General features: G+C 50.2%; 16 protein-coding genes. 9 read left to right on the top strand and 7 right to left on the bottom strand.

All coding sequences use genetic code 11. The features are described 5' to 3' along the window. Positions 1-116: 116 nt before the first annotated feature. Complete coding sequence (locus tag A8O25_RS08410) at positions 117-2,030, bottom strand: fumarate reductase/succinate dehydrogenase flavoprotein subunit (protein WP_066833496.1); 1,914 nt, start codon at positions 2,028-2,030, stop codon at positions 117-119. A 12-nt stretch (positions 2,031-2,042) separates the two neighbouring features. Beyond that, positions 2,043-2,729 carry a succinate dehydrogenase cytochrome b subunit gene (locus tag A8O25_RS08405; RefSeq protein WP_066833493.1) on the bottom strand — a complete coding sequence of 229 codons (687 nt, stop codon included), beginning with the start codon at positions 2,727-2,729 and terminating at the stop codon, positions 2,043-2,045. A 345-nt stretch (positions 2,730-3,074) separates the two neighbouring features. Between A8O25_RS08405 and A8O25_RS08400 the strand changes: the two genes are divergently transcribed. The 3 genes from A8O25_RS08400 to A8O25_RS08390 all read left to right on the top strand — a co-directional run bounded on the left by A8O25_RS08400 (position 3,075) and on the right by A8O25_RS08390 (position 8,777). Further along, positions 3,075-5,819 carry a T9SS type B sorting domain-containing protein gene (locus tag A8O25_RS08400; RefSeq protein ID WP_066833491.1) on the top strand — a complete coding sequence of 915 codons (2,745 nt, stop codon included), beginning with the start codon at positions 3,075-3,077 and terminating at the stop codon, positions 5,817-5,819. Positions 5,820-5,965: 146 nt separating this feature from the next. Then, positions 5,966-6,832: an ACP S-malonyltransferase gene (gene fabD / locus A8O25_RS08395; protein ID WP_066833488.1), complete on the top strand. Its 867-nt coding sequence runs from the start codon at positions 5,966-5,968 to the stop codon at positions 6,830-6,832. Positions 6,833-6,866: 34 nt separating this feature from the next. Next, positions 6,867-8,777, top strand: coding sequence for a polysaccharide biosynthesis protein (locus A8O25_RS08390; protein WP_066833486.1), 1,911 nt, complete (start codon positions 6,867-6,869; stop codon positions 8,775-8,777). 353 nt (positions 8,778-9,130) lie between these two features. Here A8O25_RS08390 and folK read toward each other — a convergent pair whose 3' ends face one another. Both folK and A8O25_RS08380 read right to left on the bottom strand, forming a co-directional pair. After that, the gene (gene folK / locus A8O25_RS08385; RefSeq protein ID WP_338152739.1) at positions 9,131-9,532 is read right to left on the bottom strand and encodes a 2-amino-4-hydroxy-6-hydroxymethyldihydropteridine diphosphokinase; all 402 of its coding nucleotides are present in this window, start codon (positions 9,530-9,532) and stop codon (positions 9,131-9,133) included. 78 nt (positions 9,533-9,610) lie between these two features. Next, a complete protein-coding gene (locus A8O25_RS08380) occupies positions 9,611-10,471 on the bottom strand; it encodes an alpha/beta hydrolase family protein (protein ID WP_066833485.1) in 861 nt (286 codons plus the stop codon). A 438-nt stretch (positions 10,472-10,909) separates the two neighbouring features. Here A8O25_RS08380 and A8O25_RS08375 point away from each other — a divergent pair, with 438 nt between their 5' ends. Next, on the top strand, positions 10,910-11,887 hold the full coding sequence (locus A8O25_RS08375) for a polyprenyl synthetase family protein (protein WP_066833484.1): 978 nt from the start codon (positions 10,910-10,912) through the stop codon (positions 11,885-11,887). A 157-nt stretch (positions 11,888-12,044) separates the two neighbouring features. Then, positions 12,045-12,473 carry an SRPBCC family protein gene (locus A8O25_RS08370; RefSeq protein WP_241498968.1) on the top strand — a complete coding sequence of 143 codons (429 nt, stop codon included), beginning with the start codon at positions 12,045-12,047 and terminating at the stop codon, positions 12,471-12,473. A gap of 178 nt (positions 12,474-12,651) precedes the next feature. Here the strand turns inward: A8O25_RS08370 and A8O25_RS08365 are convergent, their stop codons facing one another. Continuing rightward, the gene (locus A8O25_RS08365; protein ID WP_082893526.1) at positions 12,652-13,905 is read right to left on the bottom strand and encodes a peroxiredoxin family protein; all 1,254 of its coding nucleotides are present in this window, start codon (positions 13,903-13,905) and stop codon (positions 12,652-12,654) included. 154 nt (positions 13,906-14,059) lie between these two features. Here A8O25_RS08365 and A8O25_RS08360 point away from each other — a divergent pair, with 154 nt between their 5' ends. Then, the gene (locus tag A8O25_RS08360; RefSeq protein WP_066833481.1) at positions 14,060-16,333 is read left to right on the top strand and encodes an aconitate hydratase; all 2,274 of its coding nucleotides are present in this window, start codon (positions 14,060-14,062) and stop codon (positions 16,331-16,333) included. Between the two features lie 97 nt (positions 16,334-16,430). Here the strand turns inward: A8O25_RS08360 and A8O25_RS08355 are convergent, their stop codons facing one another. Further along, positions 16,431-19,259: a S8/S53 family peptidase gene (locus A8O25_RS08355; protein WP_066833479.1), complete on the bottom strand. Its 2,829-nt coding sequence runs from the start codon at positions 19,257-19,259 to the stop codon at positions 16,431-16,433. Positions 19,260-19,443: 184 nt separating this feature from the next. Here A8O25_RS08355 and paaN point away from each other — a divergent pair, with 184 nt between their 5' ends. From paaN to A8O25_RS08340, 3 genes are all read left to right on the top strand, one after another. Further along, a complete protein-coding gene (paaN, locus tag A8O25_RS08350) occupies positions 19,444-21,147 on the top strand; it encodes a phenylacetic acid degradation protein PaaN (protein WP_066833475.1) in 1,704 nt (567 codons plus the stop codon). A 748-nt stretch (positions 21,148-21,895) separates the two neighbouring features. Continuing rightward, complete coding sequence (locus A8O25_RS08345; RefSeq protein WP_082893525.1) at positions 21,896-23,800, top strand: PAS domain-containing sensor histidine kinase; 1,905 nt, start codon at positions 21,896-21,898, stop codon at positions 23,798-23,800. Then, on the top strand, positions 23,793-24,203 hold the full coding sequence (locus A8O25_RS08340; RefSeq protein ID WP_066833469.1) for a response regulator: 411 nt from the start codon (positions 23,793-23,795) through the stop codon (positions 24,201-24,203). The genes A8O25_RS08345 and A8O25_RS08340 overlap by 8 nt, the downstream gene beginning before the upstream one ends. A 153-nt stretch (positions 24,204-24,356) precedes the next feature. Here A8O25_RS08340 and A8O25_RS08335 read toward each other — a convergent pair whose 3' ends face one another. Beyond that, positions 24,357-24,806, bottom strand: a complete 450-nt coding sequence (locus A8O25_RS08335) for a DUF2750 domain-containing protein (protein ID WP_066833466.1) — start codon at positions 24,804-24,806, stop codon at positions 24,357-24,359. Positions 24,807-24,953 lie beyond the last annotated feature (147 nt).

Genomic DNA, 24,953 nt, shown 5'->3' with positions numbered 1-24,953 from the left:
CATTTCTTTTTCAATTAAGAATTAAGAATGTTGAATTAGGAATTGAAGAAGGAGGTAACCTACGTATAAGGTAAAGCGTGCCCCACAATGCTTAATTCCTAATTCTTAATTATTCATTACTTGTAGCTGCGTTGAGTCAGTTTCACGTTCTCAAACTTCAGCTCCTCTTTATGGAGTACAGGTTGTTGGTTAGGGCCTGTGTACTCCCACGCCGCTACGTAGGCATAGTTTTCATCATCACGCAGGGCTTCGTTCTCAGGGGTCTGGTACTCTTCCCGGAAGTGACCTCCACAAGACTCATTGCGGTTTAGAGCATCATCTACCATGAGTTCGCCAAGTTCCAGGAAGTCTGCTACGCGGCCGGCTTTCTCCAGGGTGATATTCAATTCTTCATTGGTTCCCACCACTTTCACATCTCTCCAGAACTCGTCACGCAGCTTTCTGATTTCCTGTTTGGCATGTGTCAAACCTTCTGCGTTACGGGCCATGCCGCAGTACTCCCACATGATATGGCCCAGTGCCTTATGGAAATCATCTACGGTGCGGTTACCGTTAATGCTCAACAGGCGGTTAACATCTGCCTGAACAGCAGCCTCTGCTTCTTTAAAGGCGGGGTGGCTGGTCTCAATGCGGGAAGTAGGGTTCTGCGCCAGATAGTCACCAATGGTGTAAGGAATCACAAAGTAACCATCTGCCAAGCCCTGCATCAGAGCGGAGGCACCCAGGCGGTTGGCTCCGTGGTCAGAGAAGTTGCACTCCCCGGTGGCATACAGACCCGGGATGGTGGTCATCAGGTTATAGTCTACCCAAAGGCCGCCCATGGTGTAGTGCACCGCCGGGTAAATGCGCATTGGCTGCTCATACGGATTCTCGCCGGTGATTTTCTCGTACATCTCAAAGAGGTTCCCGTACTTCTGGCTGATCTTGTCAAGGCCTTCACGTTTGATTGCATCAGCAAAGTCAAGATATACCGCCAGTTTGGTGGTTCCTACGCCACGGCCTTCATCACACGCTAGTTTGGCGTTACGGGAAGCCACATCACGCGGAACCAGGTTACCAAAAGAGGGGTATTTACGCTCTAAGAAATAATCACGCTCGTCTTCAGGGATCTGCCCAGGGGCACGGTTATCACCTACAGCCTTAGGTACCCAAACGCGCCCGTCATTCCGGAGGGATTCAGACATCAGGGTCAGCTTAGACTGGTAATCACCAGACACCGGAATACAGGTAGGGTGGATCTGGGTGAAGCACGGGTTGGCAAACAACGCCCCTTTTTTGTGGGCTCTCCAGATGGCCGTGGTATTAGAACCCATGGCATTGGTAGAGAGATAGAATACGTTGCCGTAGCCACCCGTAGCCAGAATTACCGCATGGGCGCTGTGAGACTCAATTTTACCGGTCACCAGGTGGCGGGTCACAATACCGCGGGCCTTGCCGTCTACCATTACCAGATCCAGCATCTCCGTACGCGGGTACATCTTCACCTTGCCATAGGCAATCTGGCGGTTCAAGGCAGAATAAGCCCCTAACAGCAATTGCTGGCCGGTTTGTCCCCGGGCGTAGAAGGTCCTGCTTACCTGCGCACCCCCAAAAGAACGGTTGGCAAGAAGTCCACCGTACTCCCGCGCGAAAGGAACCCCTTGCGCCACACACTGGTCAATGATGTTCACACTCACCTGCGCTAGCCGGTACACGTTGGCTTCCCGGGCACGGTAGTCACCGCCCTTCACGGTGTCATAGAACAGACGGTACACACTGTCCCCGTCATTCTGGTAGTTTTTAGCTGCGTTGATACCCCCCTGGGCCGCAATGGAGTGCGCCCGTCTTGGGCTGTCCTGGAAGCAGAACGCTTTCACATTGTACCCCAGTTCAGCCAGAGTGGCAGCGGCAGAAGCCCCGGCCAGACCGGTTCCCACCACAATGATGTCATATTTACGTTTGTTGGCCGGGTTCACCAGCTTCACGTTGAATTTATGCTTTTCCCATTTTTCAGCCAATGGCCCTTCAGGAATCTTAGAATCTAAAATCATAGCGTTCGCTTATTACAAAACAACGTCTTTGATGAAAAAGTAAAGAGGCATGGCGGCAAAGCCGGCAGGCACTACAATTGAGAAGAGGGCGCCAAACTTCTGAATGGCGGGAGTGTACTTCTTGTGGTTCAGCCCCAGGGTTTGGAAGGCGCTCTGAAACCCGTGATACAGGTGATACCCCAAGGCAATCTGACCCAAAACATAGATCAACACATACCACCACAGGTGAAAAGACTGCACCACAACAGAATACAGGTCATCATACTCGGTCCCTTCAATGGGAATCATGTTGGGCTCGCCAAAACGGGCTCTCCAGAAGAAGTTGTAGAGGTGAACAATGAGGAACACCAGAATCACCGTACCAAGCAAGCCCATGTTGCGGCTTGACCAGTTGCTATTGTCCTGAGGGCGGTTGTAGGCATACGCCACTTTGCGCACACTCTGGTTGCGGCGGGTCAACACCAAAGCCTCATAAATGTGGAACCCAAAGCCTAACACCAGCACAATCTCCATTGTCCTGATGATGGGGTTGGTAGCCATGAAATGGGAGTAGATGTTGAAAGCGTCACCTGATTCTTGGAACAACTGCAGGTTGCCCACCAGGTGCACTACCAAAAAAGAGCAGAGAAACAGACCAGTCACGGCCACCAACACCTTTCGGCCGATGGTACTGGTAAACGTTTTAGTAAACCAACTCATTTTGTTGTGTTAAGTTAGAAATTAGGTAAGGTGTAAAAGGATTGGTAAAATCTTGCCAAAGGTACATGCCCATGCTTTGCCGCGCAATTGATTCATTTATTTTGAATTTGTCTAAATTGCTTAAACCACAATTACAAAACACTTTCTCTTTCTGTTTTTGACGTGTTTTCAGGAAAATAGGCCGAAAACAATATTTGGGTATAAAGATTACAACAGAGCAACGGGGATTTCGTTATAGCCATAAACCTACCTTCTTGTAACCATTACCTGCCCGATTTGTTCTAGTGGAAAATGGTCAATTAGCGAATTCTTCTATCTTTGTTATTGCATGCAAAACTCTACTTTATGTCTATAAAAGTATGGAGAACAATATTCTGGGGCCGTTGGCTGACCGGACTGTTGTTTATTTTCTTGTTTATGGGGCAGGGGGCGCAGGCTACCCATCTCCGGGCCGGAAACATATACGCCAAAAGTGACACAACTGCCAACCGCAATCCCCTAAGGTTTTTCTTTACCCTGATCACCTATAGTGTAAACGGTGGGATTGAAGATGATAATGCCACACTTTATTTTGGGGACTGTACCAGCCAGACCGTACCCAGAGCCTCTGAGGTAGTACTCCAGAATGGTTTGGGGAACACATCTGTGAACACCTATTACTTTGAGCACACCTATGCCGGTGCACGTACATTTACGGTGACCTTTGTTGGCGAGAATAGAAACGGGGGCATTGTAAATATGCAGAATTCGGTACAACAGACCTTCCTTTTGCAGACAACAGTTACAATTGACCCAGTACTGGGCATCAATAGATCACCTATCCTGTCTTACCCACCAGTAGATTTGGCTGCCCGGGGCCAGGTTTTTGTGCATAACCCCGGGGCCTATGACCCAGATGGCGACAGCCTTTCCTTTAAAATGTATGAGCCAAAGGTAGACGCTGGCCGTGATGCCTGTGGCAATCCACTGCCCAGAACAGTACCTGGGTACAGTGGGTTGGAGAATTATCTGGGACCGGCCAATGGTCCCCTGGCTGGTTTTTCATTAAATCCCAGAAATGGCCAGCTTACCTGGAATACCCCCAGCATAGTAGGTGAATTCAATATAGCCTTCATTGTGGAGGAGTGGCGGAACGGCCGTTTAATAGGGACTGTGGTGCGGGATATGCAGATTCAGGTGCTGGAGTCTAAAAATAGGCCTCCCAGGCTCATCATTCCCCGGGATACCTGCGTAGTGGCAGGAACCTTGCTCCGAGACACCATAAGGGTCACAGACCCAGACCGTAACCCGGTAGTGGTAACAGCCATTAGCCGAATACTGCCCCCCGCCACTTTCCGGAAGGTTTTAAATGACACCACCTTTGTCTTTGAATGGAATACCACCTGCCAAAATGTGCAAAGTTCACCCTACAGCGTATTGTTCAGGGCAGAAGACAGACCACCGGCTGGTTTGATACCGCTCGTAGATCTTCAGCCCTGGCAGATTACGGTGGTGGGGCCGCCACCAGTGTTGAAAAGTGCCTTGGCGCAAACCAGCAGTAGCATCAGGCTGGACTGGGAGCCCTATGTCTGTACCAACGCAGAAAAGTTTTTTATTTACCGCAAAGAAGGCCCCTCCACGTTTGTTCCCACCACCTGTGAAGTAGGCATTCCGGCCTCCGCCGGCTATACGCTGGTGGGGGAGGTGACTGCCGGTACCAACTTCTTCATTGATAATAACAAGGGGCAGGGGCTTGCCCGTAACAAGGAATACTGTTACCGCATCTACGCCCAGTTCCCTCACCCGGGGGGCGGGAAAAGCATCGCCTCAAATGAAGTTTGTGCCACATTGGAATCTATTGCCCTGACCAAAGTAAGTGTCACCAATACCAGTGCTACTGCCGGTAAAATGAGGGTGGAGTGGAGCAAGCCCCGCAATGAGAGTCTGACGACTCTGGTTGCCCCGTTCCAGTACCGCTTGTACCGGGCTCCTGGTCAGAGTAGGGCGGCCTCTACCACGTTCACAGAGGTGGCCAAGTTCTCCTCCTTAGATGAAACCTCCTTTGAAGACAATAATTTAAACACGCTTGACAATGCCTATACGTATAAGCTGGAGTTGTACCATTCAGGTACGGTAGGTTCCCCAACCATACTGGTAGATTCAACCTCTGCCTCCAGCGTACGGTTAAACGCCCTTGCTCAGCGCACAGAGTTGGTGCTGAACTGGACGTACAATGTGCCGTGGAGCAATGTGAGTACGTCTGCCAAACCCCTGTACCATGTCATCTTCCTGAAGCGGCCCAATGAAGAGTTTGTCCGGTATGACAGTGTATTGGTAACTGCCCAAAGTGGGGCTTTCAGAAAAGTGATTCCACTGGAGGTGGGGCAGGAATACTGTGCCTATGTCATGACCCGCGGCACCTATAACGTCTCCCGTTTGCCAGAGCCGCTAGAGAACAACAGCCAGATAGCCTGTGTGGTAAACGTGTGTAAACCAGTGCTGACCATTGACCCATGTAATGAACCTTTGGCGCCTACAGATCCGCCGTTTTCTAATGTGCTCACCTGGGAGATTCCGCCCACCTGTGACGCCAGCAAAATAGCCTACTTCACCTTGTACTATAAGGCTACTGACGAGGCACCTTTTGAGGTCATAGCCCAGCAAATACCGGGCAATACCTTTACCTATACGCATCAAAATCTGCCTTCCTACGCCGGTTGCTATGCTATTACCGCCACAGACGTGAGTGGCAACACCAGTGTTTATGATCCTGCAGACCCCACTGACCCCTCTGTGATCTGCAAAGAGAACTGTATTAACTTCATTCTGCCTAATATCTTCACGCCCAACAATGACGGGTATAATGATGTCTTCACGCCTAAACAGGGGGCTGCGTTTATCAGAACCGCCAAATTGGTGGTGTACAACCGCTGGGGCAACAAAGTATTTGAAGGCAATCAGGAGCCAGGTCTGAAATGGGCTGGTGTTGACAATGGCGGTAAAGCCTTACCTGACGGAACATATTTCTATCAGGTAGAGGTGGAATTCTATGGCCGGAGCAGTACCCCTGACCGGCGAATAGTGAAAGGCTGGGTAGAAATTGTGCATTAACCCAGCCTGTACCTGATAAGAAGCCTGGCGCCCGTTCTCAGAATGGGCGCCATTTTTATACCTTTGCCTTTCTATGTCTGAGAAATTCCTGTTTTAAGGCTGTTTTCCAGAAAATAGGTCAAAAACGAAAACTAAACCACTAGTACATGAAAGCTTACGTTTTCCCGGGCCAGGGCTCACAGTTTGTGGGCATGGGGAAAGAACTTTATGAGCAGCACCAGACTGCCAGAGACATGTTTGAGCGCGCCAATGAGATTCTTGGTTTCCGAATCACAGATATTATGTTTAGCGGAACAGAGGAAGAGCTGAAACAGACCAAGGTTACCCAGCCCGCCATTTTCCTGCACTCAGTCATACAAGCGGCGGTGGCACAGGAGTTTGAACCAGAAATGGTGGCCGGTCACTCACTGGGGGAGTTCTCTGCCCTGGTGGCCAATAAGGTTCTGGCCTTTGAAGATGCCTTGCGCCTTGTCTCTAAACGGGCCCTGGCCATGCAGAAGGCCTGTGAGGAAGAACCTTCTACCATGGCCGCTATCCTGGGGCTGGAAGATGAGAAAGTTGAGCAGATCTGTGCTGAGGTAGCTGATGTGGTAGTGGCTGCCAATTACAACTGCCCCGGCCAGCTGGTGATTTCCGGCTCCATCAAAGGCGTGGAAGAAGCCTGTGAGCGTATGAAAGCCGCCGGCGCCAAGCGGGCCCTGGTGTTGCCGGTGGGTGGCGCGTTCCACTCGCCACTCATGAAATCAGCTGAGGCTGAACTGGAGGAAGCCATCAGGCAGACGGAGTTTAAGCAGGGAATCTGCCCCGTGTACCAGAACGTGGATGCCAAACCGCACACAGACCCCAAAGAAATTCAGCAAAATCTCATCCGTCAGCTCACGGCTCCCGTACGTTGGACACAGTCTGTGCAGCAAATGATAGCCGATGGGGCCACACTCTTTGTAGAGTGCGGACCAGGCAAAGTGTTGCAGGGCCTGGTGAAGAAAATTGACAGAAACGCAGAGGTGAGCTAGGTTAGCTAAGGCTTCGCTTCCTTAAATAGTCAACATGATGGGGCACATAGAGCAGTTATTCCATAAGAAAATGCCAAAGCAGCTGGTCTTTTTCTTAGATATCTGCCTGTGTGCCCTTTCTTTTCTGGCGGCTTACCTCCTCCGGTTTAACTTTGATTTAAGCAAGTACACTGAGCTGTCGGTTTTCCAGATGCTCCCTATTGTATTAGGGATTCGTATGGGGGCTTTCTTTTTTTTCAGGACATACGCGGGCATTCTGCGCTACACCAGCCTTGATGACTTACGTAAGATCTTTTTCTCGCTATCGGCCAGTTCTGGCCTTTTGGTGGCGGCGCAGCTGGTATACAACAAAGGCTTCGGCTTCCAGAATTTTATTCCAATATCAGTTCTGCTCATTGATTATGTGCTGAGTATGGTGGCGCTGTCGTTGCTGCGGGTGTGGGCCAAGCTGGTGCACTATGACTGGCAGCACACCAACTCCCTGAAGGTGAACGTGGCCATTTTTGGGGCCGGGGAAATAGGGGATATTACGCTGCATACCCTGCAGCACGATATGGGTACGTATTACCAGATTGTATCCTTTCTAGATGACGACCCTGATAAAGCAGGGTTGGCCACCCACGGGGTTCCCATACAGCCGCCTAGAACAGACTTACCCTCGCAACTGCGGGAGTTGAACCTGGACCTGCTGATTCTGGCCGTGCAACGCCTGACTACTGCGCGTAGGCGGGCGCTGGTAGAGGCGTGCCTTCAGGCGGGGGTGCAGGTGCTGGTGGTGCCGCCGGTGTATAAATGGATTAACGGGGAGCTGAGCTTTAAGCAAATCAGGGAGGTACGGATTGAAGACGTGGTGGGAAGGCCGGTAGCCGAAATTGACTCGCCGTTGCTGCACAAGGAACTGCAGAACAGGACCATCTTAGTCACAGGCGCAGCGGGCTCCATAGGGAGTGAGTTGGTGCGGCAGCTGATCCAGTTCAAGCCCAAACAGCTCATTCTGCTGGATCAGGCTGAATCAGCGTTGTATGACCTGGAACTGGAGCTGACGGAGCTCTACGTCAAGCTCAACTTTGAGGTGGTGCTGGGAGATATCTGTAACACTGCCCGCCTGGAGGCCGTTTTCAGAACATACCGTCCGGAGCTGGTTTTCCATTGCGCCGCTTACAAGCACGTGCCGGTGATGGAGGAAAACCCTACCGAGTCGCTTAACACCAATATTCTCGGTACTAAAATCCTGGCAGACCTGGCTATCAAGTACCAGGCCCAGAAATTTGTCCTGCTGTCAACTGACAAGGCCGTAAACCCTACCAGCGTGATGGGAGCCTCTAAACGCCTCTGCGAAATGTACGTGCAGGCCATGGACCATTACCTGAAGGACTCAAATAAGCAACAGACCCGTTTCATTACCACCCGCTTTGGCAATGTGCTGGGCAGTACCGGCTCTGTGATTCCCCGTTTCCGGAAACAGATTCAGGAAGGCGGGCCTATCACAGTGACCCATCCAGACATTTCCCGCTACTTTATGACCATTCAGGAGGCGTGCCAGCTGGTGCTGGAGGCCAGTGCCATGGGGCAGGGCGGTGAAATCTACATCTTTGACATGGGTGACTCCATCAAGATTGTAGAGCTGGCCAAGAAGATGATCAAACTCTCTGGGCTTGCCTTGGGGAAAGATATTCAGCTGGTCTATACCGGTCTCCGCCCCGGCGAAAAACTGGAGGAAGAACTGTTCCTGGAGCAGGAGTCAGTGCAGCCAACGGCCCACCCCAAAATTCGCCTGGCTAACATGCCCTCACCCCAGAGTACCCAGGTGCTGCAGGCCATTCAGGAGCTGATTGACCTGTTTGTTACCCAGAACAACGTGGCGGTTATCAAGAAGATGAAACAGCTGGTGCCGGAGTATGTGAGCCAGAACTCAGTGTACCAGAAGTTTGATGTGCCTAGGTAAAAAGCTAAATAGCTAATGTGCTAATGATTTTTTGCTGCGTCTGTTTTCGGCCTGTTTTGGCCAAAACAAGCCGAAAACAGAAATTCTGCCGCAAGTTTAGCGTTAGCGTAACTTGTGGTTGGCATGCCGGAAGTTTACAAACTTCCTCTGATAGCAGAAAGGAGAAACGGCTGTAGCTTTTAAGGAAATTCTATTTTTCAGAAGCCATTACCGTTCGCCCACAAGATCCTTTCAGGATGACAAAGGGGGGAAGAAAGCTGTAACGAAAACAGCAAAATAATAGAATGCACTTCTCTCATATTACCCCATCAGCACATTACCCCATCAGCATATTAAAGCACAGCACACTTAATTTACTCCAATAACCTAACCTCTAGCGTATCTGGGCAGTCTTTCAGTAACTCAACTACCGTCTTTTTCAAAACCGGGTGCTCCCAAGTTGGGGCAATCTCTGCCAGCGGCGCTAAGACAAATCGTCTCAAGTGCAGCTGCGGATGCGGGATTTGCAGTTGCGGTAAGTTCAGGATTTCCTGGCCATAGAAGAGGATGTCAATGTCAATGACGCGGGCACCCCATTTGATTTTCCGCTCACGGCCCAGGTCTTGCTCTACTTTTTGGGTGGCGTACAGGACTTCCTCCGGAGACAAATCGGTTTCAAAAATTAGGGCTTGGTTCAGGAAGTCAGGTTGGTCTTCCAGGCCCCAGGCGGCCGTTTCATACAGTTTCGATTTTTGGCTTGTTTTGCCAAAAAACACCTGATAAACGCACCTCGGCCTCCGAGAGCATGGCTTCGCGGTTGCCCAGGTTGCCGCCCAATAACAGGAAAAGTTGGATCATGGCAGGCGCTCAATGGCTTCTTGGAAGAACTGAATGGTTTTGTCAGCGGCGGCTTTGGCCAGGGCGGGAAGTTCTGCACTGTCATATGGGTGCCTGCCGCCGAAGGAGTGGTCACCCGCCGGAATGAGGTACAGCTCTGCAAACGGATTCTGTGCGTGCAGGTCGTGGGCCATCTGTACAGGAAGGGTTTCATCGGCCTCGCCGTGAATAAGGAGGAGCGGGATTTGCAGTTTCTCCACGGCTTTTGGTATGTCCAGCCGCTGGCGGTTGGCCTGGAAATTCTCCACCAGTTGGTAGTAAAGCGGCATTTGCTGGCCGGTACGGGCGTTGGTGATGTACTGCACGCCGTCGCGCTGCCATTGCTCCATCATCTCTGGGAACCAGCGGCGGTCAATGTCGCTGATCGCGGCCCAGGTGGCCACGCCGGTCACGCGGGCGTCTTCGGCGGCTTTGAGTAGCACTAACCCGCCGCCGCGGCTGTGGCCAATCAGGAAGGTGTATTCCGGGGCCATTTCCTGGGCCGGGATTTCGGCGGAGCCGGTTTGCAAAGCATCTAGCACGGTTTTCACGTCGTCCAGCTCAATGCAGAAGTTGTTGTTGCCAAAGGCCTCCAAATTGGTGAGGTCATCGCCGCCCGGCTCCACGCCGTTGTGCGAGAGGTTGAGTTTCACGAACACAAAGCCGTGGCGCGCAAAATAATCGGCCAGCAGGTTGAAGTGGCCCCAGTCCTTGAAGCCTTTGAAGCCGTGCACAAACACCGCCACCGGTTTGGGCTGACCGTCTTGGAGCCAGCGGGCGTCTACAGAAAAATATCGGCCGTGGGCCGATGAGAGGAGAAAATCAGCGCGAGTGAGCATAAGCAATCATTTGAAGCGAATGAGCAGAGGTACTTTTTTGCAGCTGCATCGGCGCGAGCCGTAGGGGTTACTTTTCTGTTTTTGCCTGTTTTCCTGAAAACAGGCCAAAAACAGAAGCCAATTCCCGACCGTCTGCCAGGTGTAAACGGGCATATCAAGTAAGCCCTTGGAGATAAATGGCGATACAATCTTCTCTTATCTGTTATTCTGGAAGAATCTGGGTGGCGAACGGCAGTAGCCATAACGTAGAGCTAATCTAGTTCGCCCACAAGATCCTTTCAGGATGACAAAATGTATAGTTTGAACTGTATTTCTAATCATCCCCGGCGGCAGCCCGGTTACTTTTTAAAAAGCCGACGAAGTAACGCGGGAATAACGGGAAAAGCAAACCCGGAGTTTGCTTTCAAGGCGGCAGGCTCGTAATATTGCGCCCGAGAGATGAGCAGCGCTTTAAACCAGATTCAGGCCCCGATTGCGGTGGAGATGCAGGAGTTCGAGAAGAAGTTCCGGCAGTCTATGCGGTCAAACGTGCTGTTGCTGGACAAAATCATGGGCTACATTGTGAAGCGCAAGGGCAAGCAGATGCGGCCCATGTTTGTGTTCTTCACCGCCAAACTCATTCAGGAGCAGGTGCCAGACGCCACCTACCGCGGCGCCGCCCTCATTGAACTCTTGCACACCGCTACGCTGGTGCATGATGACGTGGTTGATGACGCCAACTACCGCCGCGGTTTCTTCTCAGTAAATGCCCTCTGGAAAAACAAGATTGCCGTGCTGGTGGGCGATTACCTTCTCTCCAAAGGCCTGCTGCTGTCTTTGAACAACGACGATTTCGGGCTGCTCAAGATTGTAAGCAACGCCGTGCGCGAGATGAGCGAGGGCGAACTGCTGCAAATGGAGAAAGCCCGCCGCCTGGACATCACCGAAGAAGTCTATTTTGACATCATCCGGCAGAAAACCGCTTCACTCATTGCCTCCTGCTGCGCCGTGGGCGTCTCCTCAGTAGGCGCAGATGCTGACACCGTGGAGCGTGCGCGCCTGTTTGGCGAAAAGGTGGGCATTGCCTTCCAGATTAAAGATGATTTGTTTGACTACGGCACCGCCGAAATTGGCAAACCCGTGGGCATTGACATCAAAGAGAAAAAGATGACGCTCCCGCTCATCTACGCCCTACAGCAAGCCGATTGGCTCACCAAACGCCGTATTATCTACAATGTCAAGAACAACAACGGCAAAGCCGAACGCATCAATGCGGTCATTGACTTCGTGAAACAGTCTGGGGGGCTGGACTATTCTATTCAGGTGATGAATGCCTACCACCAGGAGGCGCTGCAAATCCTGCACACCTTCGCGCCGTCGCCCTCGCGTGACTCTCTGGAGCAACTCATACGCTATACCATAGAGCGGGAGAAGTAGCCGGTTTCTGTTTTCGGGCTGTTTTGGGGAAAAGAGGCGGGAAACGGGAAGCGAGTCACTTCTTAGAAAATCTTCTGCGCGTTAATGCTTAAGTTATTCCAGAACTATACGCTCAAGTTTGAGTACAATGTACCTCCAGTAAATTTCTTGGGAAGTTATGCCAGTCATTGAATTAGTCACAGAAATCAACGCAGATAGACTCCTTGTGTTTAATCTGGCCAGAAGCATTAATCTGCACATGGCCTCTACTGAACATACAAATGAGGTAGCCATAGCCGGGAGAACAAGCGGCTTAATTGAATTGAACGAATCTGTAACCTGGCGGGCGAAGCATTTGGGTATCTATCAAAACTTATCATCCAAGATTACTGCCTTTGATTTACCCAATTTCTTTGTTGATGAGATGGTACAAGGCGCTTTCAAACGGTTTAGGCATTTGCATTCTTTTGAAGAAACGCAGCGCGGAACACGTCTGAAAGACCATTTTGATTATGATTCTCCGTTAGGGATTCTGGGTAAAATAACCGATAAATTATTTTTAAAGAAATACAATGGCCTTGCTGGAAAGAAGGAATGCCGTGATTAAGGAAGTGGCTGAATCTGATAAGTGGAAAGCAATCTTAGGTGATATAATTCATGATTTCTATGGAAGAAGTCATTTAGGATCTTCCGTTTCCAGCCTATTTTAGCCAAAACAGCCCAAAAACAGAAACGCGCAGCTACCAAAAGCTGCGCCGTTTCTGTTTACCAGATGTACAGATTCATTATTTCTCTGCCAACAACCCGTCAATGGTCTGGTTGAACTCCTGCACAAACTCCTCATAATATTTCCCGGTGCCGGGGCCGGAGAAGCCGGTGTGAATCTTTCTGACTTTGCCCTGCTTGTCAATGAAGAGGGTGGTAGGGAAGGAGAGCACATGGTTTAGCGCCGGAAGCGATTTTGCCACCAGTTCCTTATCTTTGGTCCCGGCCACCAGCAGCGGGTAGGTCACGTTGAGGCGGTCGCGCATCTTTTCAATGCGGGCTTTGGCTTTGTCAAACTCCGGGCTCACCTCGTAGCCTAAGCCAATCACCTCCACGCCGCGGTCTTTGTTCCTGGCATACCAGGGTGCCAGGAACTTTGTCTCGTCCATGCAATTGGGGCACCAAGACCCCAATATCTGGACCACCACTACTTTGCCTTTAAACTGTGGGTCTTCCAGAGAAACATTCTTGCCGGTTAAATCGGGAAAAGAGAAGCTGAGGCGATCATGGCCGGGTTTCAGGTACGTCAGAGAATCGGCGGCAGCCAGTTGAAAGGCGTCATTTCGTTGGGCAACCCAGGTTTCGTGGCCAGATTGGCCGGCGTAGAAATCACCTTTCAGGCTACCGTCTGGCTGACCCTGGGCCGTGAACAGAAACGCGTGGGCGCCGTCAAAGGCAGAGAGATTCAGATCTTGGCCGCTCACTTCGCCCTGTAGATAACGGTAGTCGCCGGTGGTGGTGAGGAAGGTTCCGTTTAAAACATTGCCTTTCTGGGTAAATTCGCCAATGGCGGGGTAAGATTTACCGGCCTCGTCAGAGAAATGCACTTCCCACTTGCCGGTCACGTCCAGCGCTGGTTTGGCCGGGTTTTGGGAAAAACGGCTGGTATTCCCGCGTTCGGCAGTGAACGGGAGGCTGTACGGTTGGGTCTGGTCTTTCCGCTCCCAGCGGCCTTTGAGCTGGTTACCGTCTACTTTGGCAATGAGGGCGGCATCAAAAATGTGCATCTGCAGGCGCACACTGTCCTGGGCGTAAGAAATTTCGTTAATCAAAATTTTCTCATCTCCGTTAATAAGATGAGCCACCGGCTGGCCATCTTGTTCAGACACAGTGAAGTTGAACGGCATCTGCTGCCCGCTTAACTCAATGATACCACGGTAGTCACCCGGGGTGAGGGTGCCGGAGCCAGAGTTGGAAGAACAAGCCGTGAGGCCAAGGCCGAAGGGTATTAGAAGGGTGGAGAATAGCTGTTTCGCACGTAGTGTTTTGTTCATGGGGCAAAGGTAAAACGCCAACGCGAAACTCTGGGTATCACACCTATAATTCCTACCGAAAAGGTGGTGTTTTAAACGTTTGTTTAAAAGTGTTTTGTTTGCGACTTTTGTGCGCGAACGATTAGCGCTGAACTTAAATACAAAGCAAATTTCTATGGCATTTGACTTAGACATGATCAAAGGAGTGTACGCCAGACTGGGAGACCGCATAGCTGCGGCCCGCCAGGCAGTAGGCCGTCCTTTGACTTTGACCGAAAAAATCCTCTATGCTCACCTGTACAACGGCTCTGCTACTGAGGCCTATGAGCGGGGCAAATCTTATGTTGATTTCGCGCCAGACCGCGTAGCCATGCAAGATGCCACCGCCCAGATGGCGTTGTTGCAGTTCATGCAGGCAGGTAAACCACAGGCCGCCGTACCATCATCGGTACACTGTGACCACTTGATCCAGGCGCGGGTAGGGGCAGATCAGGATTTGGCTGAGGCGTATGCTGAGAACAAAGAGGTGTATGATTTCCTGGCCTCTGTGTCTAATAAATACGGGATAGGGTTCTGGAAGCCGGGTGCGGGTATCATCCACACCGTGGTGTTTGAGAACTACGCCTTCCCGGGCGGAATGATGATTGGCACGGACTCGCACACGCCGAACGCGGGTGGTCTGGGCATGATCGCCATTGGTGTGGGCGGTGCCGATGCCGTAGACGTAATGGCCGGTATGGCCTGGGAACTGAAATTCCCGAAAGTGATTGGCGTGAAACTGACCGGCAAAATGAGCGGCTGGACAGCACCCAAAGACATTATCTTGAAAGTGGCCGGTATCCTGACCGTGAAAGGCGGTACCGGGGCCATTGTAGAATATTTCGGCGAGGGCGCCGAGTCAATCTCCTGCTCTGGTAAGTCAACCATCTGTAACATGGGGGCCGAAATTGGCGCGACCACTTCGGTTTTCGCGTATGACCAGTCCATGGCCGAGTACCTGAGACAGACTGAGCGCGGCGACATTGCCGAGCTGGCTGACCAGGTAGCTGAGCACCTGCGCGGCGATGATGAGGTTCTGGCCAACCCAGAGGCCTTCTATGACCAACTAATTGAAATCAACCTGAGTGAGCTGGAGCCACACGTGAACGGACCATTCACCCCAGACGCGGCCTGGCCCATCTCTCAGTTTGCCGCGGCCGTGCGGGAGCACAACTGGCCAGCCAAACTGGAAGTAGGATTGATTGGCTCGTGCACCAACTCGTCTTATGAAGACTTGACCCGTGCCGCTTCTCTAGCCCGCCAGGCCGTTGAGAAAGGCTTGGTGGTAAACGCAGAGTACACCATTACCCCAGGTTCTGAAGTGGTGCGGTACACCGCTGAGCGCGATGGTATTTTGGAGACTTTCTCTGAGATTGGCGGCGTGGTGTTGGCGAATGCGTGCGGTCCGTGCATTGGGCAGTGGGCGCGCCATACAGATGACCCAAAACGCAAGAACTCCATCATCACCTCATTCAACCGTAACTTCGCCAAGCGGAATGACGGTAACCCGAACACCCACGCGTTTGTGGCCTCCCCAGAGATTGTAACTGCGTTTGCCATTGCCGGTGACTTGACCTTCAACCCGTTAACAGACACGCTGACTAATAAAAACGGCGAGCAAGTGAAGCTGGATGAGCCAACTGGTATCCAGTTCCCAGTGAACGGTTTTGATGTGGAAGATGCGGGTTACGTAGCTCCGGCGGCAGACCCAAGCGCGGTGCAGGTAGTGGTAGACCCAGCGTCTGACCGTTTGCAACTGCTGGAAGGCTTCAAACCTTGGGAAGGTACTGACCTGACCGGGTTAAGACTGTTGATCAAGGCGCAAGGCAAGTGTACCACTGACCACATCTCCATGGCGGGTCCTTGGTTGAAATACCGCGGTCACCTGGACAATATCTCTAACAACATGTTGATTGGTGCCGTGAACGCGTTCAACGGCGAGACGAACAGTGTGAGAAACTTCCTTGTACAGGGAGAAGGCCATGACGAAGTGCCAAGAGTAGCCCGTACCTACAAAGCCGCCGGTATAGGTTCTATTGTAGTGGGTGATGAGAACTACGGTGAAGGTTCTTCGCGTGAGCACGCCGCTATGGAGCCCCGTCACTTGGGCGTTCGCGTGGTGCTGGTGAAATCTTTTGCCCGTATTCATGAGACCAACCTGAAGAAACAAGGTATGCTGGCCCTGACCTTCGCGAACAAAGAAGATTATGACCGCGTGCTGGAAGATGATATCATTGACGTAGTAGGGTTGACCAGCTTCACGCCGGGTGTTCCGTTGCAAGTGGTATTGCACCACGCTGATGGTACTACCTACACCTTTGAGGCCAACCACACTTACAACCAAGGCCAGATTGAATGGTTCAAAGCCGGCTCTGCCCTGAACTTGATCCGTCTGCAGCAGAACGCGTAAGTAGCGCACTTGTATAAAAACAGAAAAGGCGGCCAATTGGCCGCCTTTTCTGTTTTTAGGCTACTTTTCAGAAAACAGCCCTAAAACAGGAACCTGTTTATTTAGTGAGCACAATGCGGTTAGTGAAGAGTTTTGAAGGTGTGGTTATTTTTAAAAAGTAAACCCCTGCGCTTAGATGAGATAAATTGAGGGGCGTGTTTAAGGTGATTGGGGCTGGCAGCTGAAAAACGACTCTGCCTTGGGCATCAATGAGCTGTAAAGACTGAACTGAGTTTTGTAGGGGGGCGGGCAGTGAGATAAATAGTTCACCAGTGGTGGGGTTGGGAAACACAGAGACTGACGGCGTTGCGGTCTCTGTGGGCAAGCCTGTGATTCTTCTTTCCACCATTTGCCGGTACTTATCTGTTGCGGCCTGGGCATGGGCTAAGATTTCACTGCGGGAGTTGCCAAAAACCAGGGCAAAAGTGACGGTATCCCGGGCCTCAGGGGCCAAGGCCTTAATTGGGGCGGAAATAATAAAAGAGACATCCTTACCGGTGTCTGCATTTCCGGCTATCTCCCTTTGTACCCCGCCAGACAGAGCCTGGTATTTTTCTGCGGTGCTAAAGCCGTCAGAGATATTAATGGTGTTGGCCGGAGAGGTTGTGTTGTCTATTGCATAGAAGCCCGGAGCTTTCCTGGAAAGCAGCTGAACGCCAGCCCAAATACTGGCATCTGTCACATGCCGGGTAATACCCAGTTGTAACTCATTGTTCCACTCGGTGACATTCTTTCCGGAAGCCACCAGATCCCAGTCGGCGAAAATGCCGGCAAAAGCCTGTTCAATCCTTTGAGCGGTTCGGTTGGTAAGAATATACTCCAGCACCACAAAATCCTGGTGAGGGGCCTCTGCCCAGGCAAATACATTCTGCCGTATCTGCACACTCAAGGGCTTGCGCTCATTCAGGGAGTCTTCTAGTATACTATAGGCCTCAAAGTCTGCATGTACTGATGGAAACTTTCTCTGGAAGACTGAGGTGGCATAAAAGTCCTGGTCAATGACGCCCTTTTCATTTCTGACATTATCAGACACCTGCGTTGGCGAATATCCTATCAACAGACCTGCCTCCGCTAAAAGAAGGGAGCTGTTTTTATATTTCACACCGTTTCCTACTAAAAAATTAACCCCGTCATAGGCCACGTTGCCACGGCTGGTAACAGTGGCCAGAACATGGTTAACATCTGTGGTGATATAGTCTGAATTCAGGTAAAGGGTGATATACTGGTAATCTGTATAGGTGCCGTCTGTAAAGCCAAATCTGATAGACACTTTTGTGTTGGGGGGCGTATTGGGTGCCACCCTCAGAAGGAAAGGGCTTGAGGTGTTACTGGCGGTTGCCAGGGTGGCCATGGCCCCTACGGTTTGAGTGCCTCTTTCAACTTGTAAATAAGGGCTGCTGGTGGTTAGATTGACAGACAGGGCAGAAAGAGGGGCTAAGAAATTCTGGAAAGTGGCAAAAAGCTGCAGTTGGTCACCTGGTTTGAGGGCCAGTTGATCTGCCAAATTCCATTTCTGGATTCTAACCGATTTTGCATTCACCTCTGTTAAAGCTCTTTTTACATTTAAGCGCCCTGTGCCCAGCTTTTCTTTAAAGGGCTCATTGGCAGCAATCGTATAGATGTCATCTGCGGTGACACGTAGTAGCTCCCCCACCTGCAATGCTGTCAGATTCTTAAAATGGCTTCTAACCAAAGCGGCGGCACCTGCTACAATTGGGCTGGCCATAGAGGTGCCAGAGTTATTCCCGTAAGAGCTGTCATCACTACTGTAGGCAGAAAAAACTTCTGAAGACTGCGCTGCAATATCAATGGCGTAGCTGTACGTATGGTTGGAGTGTTTAACATCATTTTTGGTGACACCACCTACAGAAACAACATTCTGGTAAGACGCCGGGTAAAAATCAAGCTCGGCGTTGGTGTTGCCGGCGGCGGCCACAAGCACCACATCTTTTTCTAAGGCGGCATAGTTGATGATGTCCTGCTCAAAGGCAGAGGGATACCCCGCCCCGCCCCAGGAGAGGTTGATGACTTTGCAGCCATGGTCAGCGGCATAGACAATTCCCTCATACCCTTTAAATGTTCCTATGCCTGCAACTGAGGGGTACGCTTTGATGGGTAAAAACTTACAATTGAACCCTACCCCGGCAATTCCTTTTCCATTATCTGCCTCAGCCACCGCCACTGCCGCTACAGAAGTACCATGGCCGCTGGCATCTGCCGTAGGGTCATTGTCATTGTCAGCAACGTCCCAACCTCTATAATTATCAATGTATCCGTCGCCGTCATTGTCAATTCCGTCAATGGGGTCCGCTTCGTTTACTTTTACTTTGTTAACCAAGTCTTCCTGGGTTAGCCGGGCACCAGTGTCTATAATGCCAATCACCACCTCCGGATCTCCCTTGGTGATGTCCCAGGCAGCATAGGCCATGATTTTCTTCAAATAGAGGCGTTGCCCCCCAGACACTGAGTCAGCGTGGGGGTCATTGGGTTGATAGAGTGGCTCATAGTGGTTTAGCCGTTCTACATATTCTACCTGGCCTGTGGCAAGCAGCTGCTTTCTAATCTCTTCAAAACTGTGGGTAGGGGAGTGGTGCAGCTCATAAATGAGCGAAAGGTCTATGCTTGTTTTTTTTGGCGCACTGCTTCTCGCATTAGCCTGATTGGCAGGAAACTTTTGGAAGGCTGGCTGCGCACTTACTTTTTTCAGTACCTTCTGCACAGAGTTAGATTCTGAGGCTCTGGCAAGCGCCGTAGAGGCCGTAGGTTTCAATTTGAAAACCAGCGTATAAGGCAGGGGCTTCTGCAGTGACTGCCCCTTGGCTGGCAGACTGAAGAACCCAAAAACAGCCCATAACAAGGCAGCAAAAAAAATGAATAGAGACTTCATCACCAGAAAGGTAAATTTTTTATCAGGTAGAGCGGAAATATTTAGTTTGATTATGTCGCTAACAGGTTAAATGATGGAAATAGGCGGTTTAAATTAAGCTAACGTTTAGTAGTTAGTTAATAACTTTCGTTTTAGATTTAAGTTTTGAAGAGTACGTGTAATCACCAATAAATTGTTCAAATCTATGACCACTACCACCGTACATGAGAATGCTGTCTTGCCTGAACTGGTGACAAAACATAAAACTGTTCTTGACCGGGCTGTTCAAGCCATTCATGAACGTACTTTCTTTTCCCAATACCCTGAGAACCCCTCGCCCGCCATATACGGCGAAGGAGCAGACCAGGCCGGATTGGAAGCTTACAAACAACTAACAGGAAAACACTTCAATGAGTTGCAGCAAGGAGAGCCGGCCGGTTGGGTTGGGCAGGAGGAGTCTCCGTATGAACAGGCGCCCATTGGGGTTTCTTACCCTTACTACCCGGTAGAGACGTTGGTGAAGAACGGGCAGAACACGTTTGACACGTGGCGCAAGGTAACTCCCGCACAGAGAGCCGCCTTGCTCATTGAAACCCTGGAGCGCGTCAAAAGCAGATACTTTGAAATTGCCCATGCCACTATGCATACTACAGGGCAGGCCTTCATGATGTCTTTTCAGGCCTCTGGTCCGCACGCCGCTGACCGCGCCTTGGAGGCCGTTGCGGCAGGGTATGAGGAGCAGACCCGTTTCCCGGAACAGCAGGTATGGGAAAAGCCTATGGGAAAATACAGCCTGAAGCTGCAGAAATCCTGGAAACCGGTACCCAAAGGCCTGGCACTGGTTATTGGTTGCTCCACCTTCCCCACCTGGAACACGGTGCCTGGCATGTATGCCAGTTTGGTCACCGGAAACCCCGTTCTTGTAAAGCCGCACCCCAAAGCGGTCTTGCCTATTGCCATTGTGGTGGCAGAGGTGCAAAAGGTGCTGGCAGAATGCGGTCTGGATCCGGCCATTTGCCAACTTGCCGTTGACCCTGCAGAAAAACTCATCACCAAAGAGCTGGCGGAGCACCCTCTGGTAAAAATAATTGACTACACCGGTGGCTCCGCTTTCGGCAACTACCTGGAAAGCCTTGCCAAAAAAACAGTGTTTACAGAAAAGGCCGGGGTGAATTCAGTGATTCTTGATTCTGTTGAAGACCTGGACAAGGTAATGCAGAACCTGGCCTTCTCTTTAACCTTATATTCCGGGCAGATGTGTACGGCCCCACAGAACTTCTTCATTCCGGAGGGTGGTATAACGGTTGCCGGTGTGCAGGTGCCTTATGAGGAGGTGGTTGCCAAATTAGGTGAAGCCGTTACGCAGGTGGTTAACAACCCCAAGGCGGGTCCGCATGTGCTGGGGGCTATCCAGAACCAGGTGACCCAACAGCGGGTGAAAGAGTTAAGCTCCCTGAAAGGGCGCAGCCTGCTTGATACCTGCGAGATCAGCAACCCCAGTTTTGAGAAGGCACGTATCTGCACCCCGGTTCTCTATGAAGTGAACAGTGAGGACAGAGAGGTGTACAGCCAAGAGTTGTTTGGGCCAATTGCGCTGGTCATTAAAACAAAGAACACCCAAGAATCTGTGGCGTTGGCCAAGGAAATGGCGTTAGAGCACGGTGCTATTTCATGCGGCGCGTACACTACTGATCAGGAGATGAAGGAGCTGATCATGGACCAGATGGGGCTGGCGGGTACACCGGTGTCTTTTAACCTGACCGGCGGTATCTTCCTGAACCAGAACGCCAGTTTCTCTGACTTTCACGTGACGGGGGGGAACCCCGCTGGGAATGCTTCTTTCACAAACCCAGAATTTGTGATCAAGCGGTTCACCTGGGTAGGGTTTAGAGAGCCTGTTCAGCAATAACCGGCCATTCCCTTTACAACCTCTCTTGAACTCTGTTCCTGTTTTCTGTTTGAATTTAAAGCGCAATAAAGAAGATTCTTTTCATTATTCTTAAGAATATTCCTGCTCAAGATGAGTTTGTCTACACAGGTTTTACCTCCTCCAAAAGCTGGAGAACCTATAAAAGAAATAGTTGAGCTACCCCTGAGGGCGCTGCTCCCCTTGCCAGATTGCACAAATGCTACTGCTCCTTACCGCTTACGCTATAAGGGAGGAGGCTTACTACTAAAACCTGTCCCATTTATGCAAGATGAAGAGTTATGGTTCTGCACGGGTAGGGGGAGCTCTGTTTCTGGCCTGTTTTTGGGAAAACAGGCCAAAAACAGGAAAGCATTCCAGCCTTCTATTTGGGTGATTGCCATAGCCTGACATGGGCCGCCCTAAAATAGGAGAAAACATGAAGGCAAAATGGGCAGCCCCTTTCCTTCCTGAGCCTCATTTTAAAATATCCTTGTTAAAATTGGGTGTTAGCAGGAGAAAAAGTGAAAAGAGACTAATATTATTTTAAATACACCTGTTAAATTATAACTTACACCACGGTTGATTTTTAGCCTCAATAGGGAGCAGGGGAAGGGAAGTAATTTTACTCTTCTGTTAGCCTTGAAAGAAGGCTGTAAATTCACCGGCCTACAATACATTCCCCCTGTATTTTATCATAGAATAGAAAATTGTCTATATAACTTTGTATAGTTTTTAAGGTCACCAGCAGATGGGGAACACAAAGCAAAATAGGAGGGCGGCCACTTCTCATGACCTTATAGACGGGACTGTAGGAGATGCTGGGTTTGGGGGGGAAAACTATTACAAGTTGCTCTTTGAAAACAATCCGCTCCCAATGTGGGTGTTTGATACAGACAGCCTGCGGTTTTTAATGGTCAATAACTCAGCTGTCAGTCTGTATGGGTATTCTAAAGAAGAATTCCTGAAGATGACCATTAAGGACATCAGACCCCAGGAACAACTTACTGCCCTGATCAAAGAAGTCTCCAGCCAGAGAAATGACCTGAACCATGCCGGCGAATGGGTGCACCTTAAACGGGACGGTTCCTTGTTGTTTGTGGAGGTTTGCTCGCACGTGCTCCCCCCTGATAAAGGAATTGCCCGCCGGTTAGTGGTGGCCAATGACATTACTGCCCGTAAGCAGGCCGAACTGCAGTTGCGGGAATCAGAAACAAAGGCACAGACCATTCTCAACAACATTGTAGAAATAGTTTTCTCTTTCAACGGGAACATGGAGATGATCTATGTGAGCCCGCAATGCAATTCTATTCTAGGGTATTCTCCAGAAGATTTCTACCAGGACAAGTACTTGTGGTTCAATCTGGTTCACCCGGCAGACCGTCATCTGTTTGAGGCTGCCCTGCCCAACATTAAAAAATCAAGTGAACAGTTCCAGTTGGAGTACCGGATCAGGACAATCAACGGGGAGGAGAAGTGGGCTATCACCCATTGCTCGGCTATCTTAGATGAAAAGGGCGTGATGGTACGGCTCAACGGGAGCCTGAGTGATATAACCGCCCGCAAAAAGGCAGAGGAAGGCCTTAAATTCTCTGACTTTTCCATTGAAAGGGCATCTGAGGCATTTATCTGGGTCAAACCTGATTCAGGCATTCTACGGGTGAACCGCGCCTGCTGCAAATTATTAGGGTACGCGGCCGAGGAACTGGAGCAGTTAACCATGTTTGACATTGCCCCCATGTTTGAGGCCAATGAGTGGCAGGGGCACTGGCAGCTGCTGGAGAACCAAAAAAGCCTGACATTAGAGACTTTTCTCATCTCCAGCAACGGGGAGCTGCACCCGGTAGAAATGCATTGGAACCACTTTGTCTACAACCGGCAGAGTTACAGCTTTACCTCCATCAGGGAGATAGGGGAGCGCAAGAAGGCAGAGCAGGAAAAAGCCACCCTCACAGAAGAAACAGCACGGCAAAACAAACACCTGCAGCAGTTCGCCTATATTGTGTCTCATAACCTTAGGGCCCCGGTAGCCAACATAGTAGGCCTTACCAGCCTCTACAACAGGGTAAATCCGCTTGACCCTATCAATAGCGTGCTGATCAGTAAACTGGAGAAAACCAGCCTTCGGTTAGACGCAACCATCAAAGACTTAAATGAGATTCTCACTATCAGAAGCCAGGCAGATCAGAAGATGGAGGTGGTAGACCTCAAGGAGAGCCTCAAAGATGTGCTGGAAAGCCTGGCCCTGCAAATTAGCGGCTGTAATGCCCTTGTTACCTCAGATTTTTATGAGGGGAGAGAGGTTTTGGGGGTGAAAGGGTATGTGAACAGTATTTTTTTGAATCTGATCTCCAACGCTATAAAGTATAGAGACCCTAATCGCCGTTTGGAAATTCATATTAAAACTGTATTTTCAGATTCCTATTTGTGTCTGCTGCTGAAAGACAACGGGTTGGGAATAGATTTAACAAAACAGCGGCATAAAGTCTTTGGGCTGTACCGGCGGTTTCACCCGTATATTGAAGGCAAAGGCCTGGGGCTGCACATGGTAAAGACCCAGGTAGAGACGCTGGGCGGCTGGGTAGACCTGGATAGTGCCGTAGGAGAGGGTTCAACATTTAAGATATTTTTACAAGCGCCACCAAAAGATGAGTAACTATCAAAAAGTCTTTTTGATTGATGATGATGAGATCCATAACTTCCTGTGTGAAAGCGTGATCAAAAATCAGCAGTTTGCTGAATCGGTATCCAGCTTTTTATGGGCAGAAGAGGCGCTAGACACCCTGTCAAAGATTGTGGCTGAAAACCCGGAGGATTTTCCGGAGATTATCTTTCTGGATATCAACATGCCCGGTATGGACGGCTGGGAGTTTATTGAGGAATACCGCAAGCTCCCTGAGCACCTGACCCAGGACTGCCTTTTGTTTGTCTTGTCCTCAGCCGTAGATAAGAATGACATTACCCATGCCAAGAACCTTCTAGAGGTGAGGGATTTCTTCTCAAAACCACTGACCTCAGATATTCTCAATATCATTACGGAACAGCACTCCGTGCAATAAGGAAAGTTAGCTGACCAAAAAGAAGCAGGCGGAGATTCATCAAATCTCCGCCTGCTTCTTTTTAGGGTCTTCTGCTCTAACGGCTAATTTGAACAACGCGCGAGGCCGTTGGCCGAAGGGTGACGTTTATACCTTGTTAGCGGTAGGCTTTTTTTACAATTCTTTGACTTGCGTCTCCAAGTCTTCTATTTTTTCAAATTTTTGCAAGTCAAGGTTCTTGCCAGAGCTTTTCAATTCCGCTATTATTTCAAGTATAAGGTCAAATGGCTCAACTTCATGGCCGAACATGTTCTGGTCAAAATTAGTCCCTATCAGAAGTCCGTCATTGTTCATGCCTACACACCAGTTTTCCAAAAATTCTGAGAGAGGTATTTCAGTTGGTGTATAGTTTGCCCATCCGTCCTTAGCGCATGCCTTTGCCAATGCCTTTTCTGACCAGAAGCAAATCATCTGTATAGGATTTTCATCCTCGTCCTCGTAATCGTTTGAGCTTGACGTAGCGAACCCTTCTTCACTTTCAAGTCCAATGACAATATCTGTTTCGCAAATCTTTTTAATGAATCGCTCGTGTCTTTGAGGGATAATCAAAGAATCCTGTATCATTTCATTTTTTAAGTTTACGGCTAACTACAGTGTAGTCCCAGGTAGAACGCCTGTTACTGTAATGGCCAGCCTGGCTCTCTGAGCTAGCCTACAGGTTTCTGTTTTTGGCCTGTTTTTAGGAAAATAGCCCTAAAACAGAAACTGAGA

The organism is Rufibacter ruber (genome assembly GCF_001647275.1).
GTDB lineage: Bacteria > Bacteroidota > Bacteroidia > Cytophagales > Hymenobacteraceae > Nibribacter > Nibribacter ruber_C.
The sequence above is the reverse complement of the archived record's forward strand: the minus strand, read 5'-3'. Positions and strand labels throughout refer to the sequence as shown.

Excerpts from the sequence above, each read along its gene's own strand:
- A8O25_RS08410 (WP_066833496.1), bottom strand. The coding sequence starts at position 2,030 with ATGATTTTAGATTCTAAGATTCCTGAAGGGCCATTGGCTGAAAAATGG.
- A8O25_RS08405 (WP_066833493.1), bottom strand. The coding sequence starts at position 2,729 with ATGAGTTGGTTTACTAAAACGTTTACCAGTACCATCGGCCGAAAGGTG.
- A8O25_RS08400 (WP_066833491.1), top strand. The coding sequence starts at position 3,075 with ATGTCTATAAAAGTATGGAGAACAATATTCTGGGGCCGTTGGCTGACC.
- fabD (WP_066833488.1), top strand. The coding sequence starts at position 5,966 with ATGAAAGCTTACGTTTTCCCGGGCCAGGGCTCACAGTTTGTGGGCATG.
- A8O25_RS08390 (WP_066833486.1), top strand. The coding sequence starts at position 6,867 with ATGATGGGGCACATAGAGCAGTTATTCCATAAGAAAATGCCAAAGCAG.
- A8O25_RS08380 (WP_066833485.1), bottom strand. The coding sequence starts at position 10,471 with ATGCTCACTCGCGCTGATTTTCTCCTCTCATCGGCCCACGGCCGATAT.
- A8O25_RS08375 (WP_066833484.1), top strand. The coding sequence starts at position 10,910 with ATGAGCAGCGCTTTAAACCAGATTCAGGCCCCGATTGCGGTGGAGATG.
- A8O25_RS08370 (WP_241498968.1), top strand. The coding sequence starts at position 12,045 with ATGCCAGTCATTGAATTAGTCACAGAAATCAACGCAGATAGACTCCTT.
- A8O25_RS08365 (WP_082893526.1), bottom strand. The coding sequence starts at position 13,905 with ATGAACAAAACACTACGTGCGAAACAGCTATTCTCCACCCTTCTAATA.
- A8O25_RS08360 (WP_066833481.1), top strand. The coding sequence starts at position 14,060 with ATGGCATTTGACTTAGACATGATCAAAGGAGTGTACGCCAGACTGGGA.
- A8O25_RS08355 (WP_066833479.1), bottom strand. The coding sequence starts at position 19,259 with ATGAAGTCTCTATTCATTTTTTTTGCTGCCTTGTTATGGGCTGTTTTT.
- paaN (WP_066833475.1), top strand. The coding sequence starts at position 19,444 with ATGACCACTACCACCGTACATGAGAATGCTGTCTTGCCTGAACTGGTG.
- A8O25_RS08345 (WP_082893525.1), top strand. The coding sequence starts at position 21,896 with ATGGGGAACACAAAGCAAAATAGGAGGGCGGCCACTTCTCATGACCTT.
- A8O25_RS08340 (WP_066833469.1), top strand. The coding sequence starts at position 23,793 with ATGAGTAACTATCAAAAAGTCTTTTTGATTGATGATGATGAGATCCAT.
- A8O25_RS08335 (WP_066833466.1), bottom strand. The coding sequence starts at position 24,806 with ATGATACAGGATTCTTTGATTATCCCTCAAAGACACGAGCGATTCATT.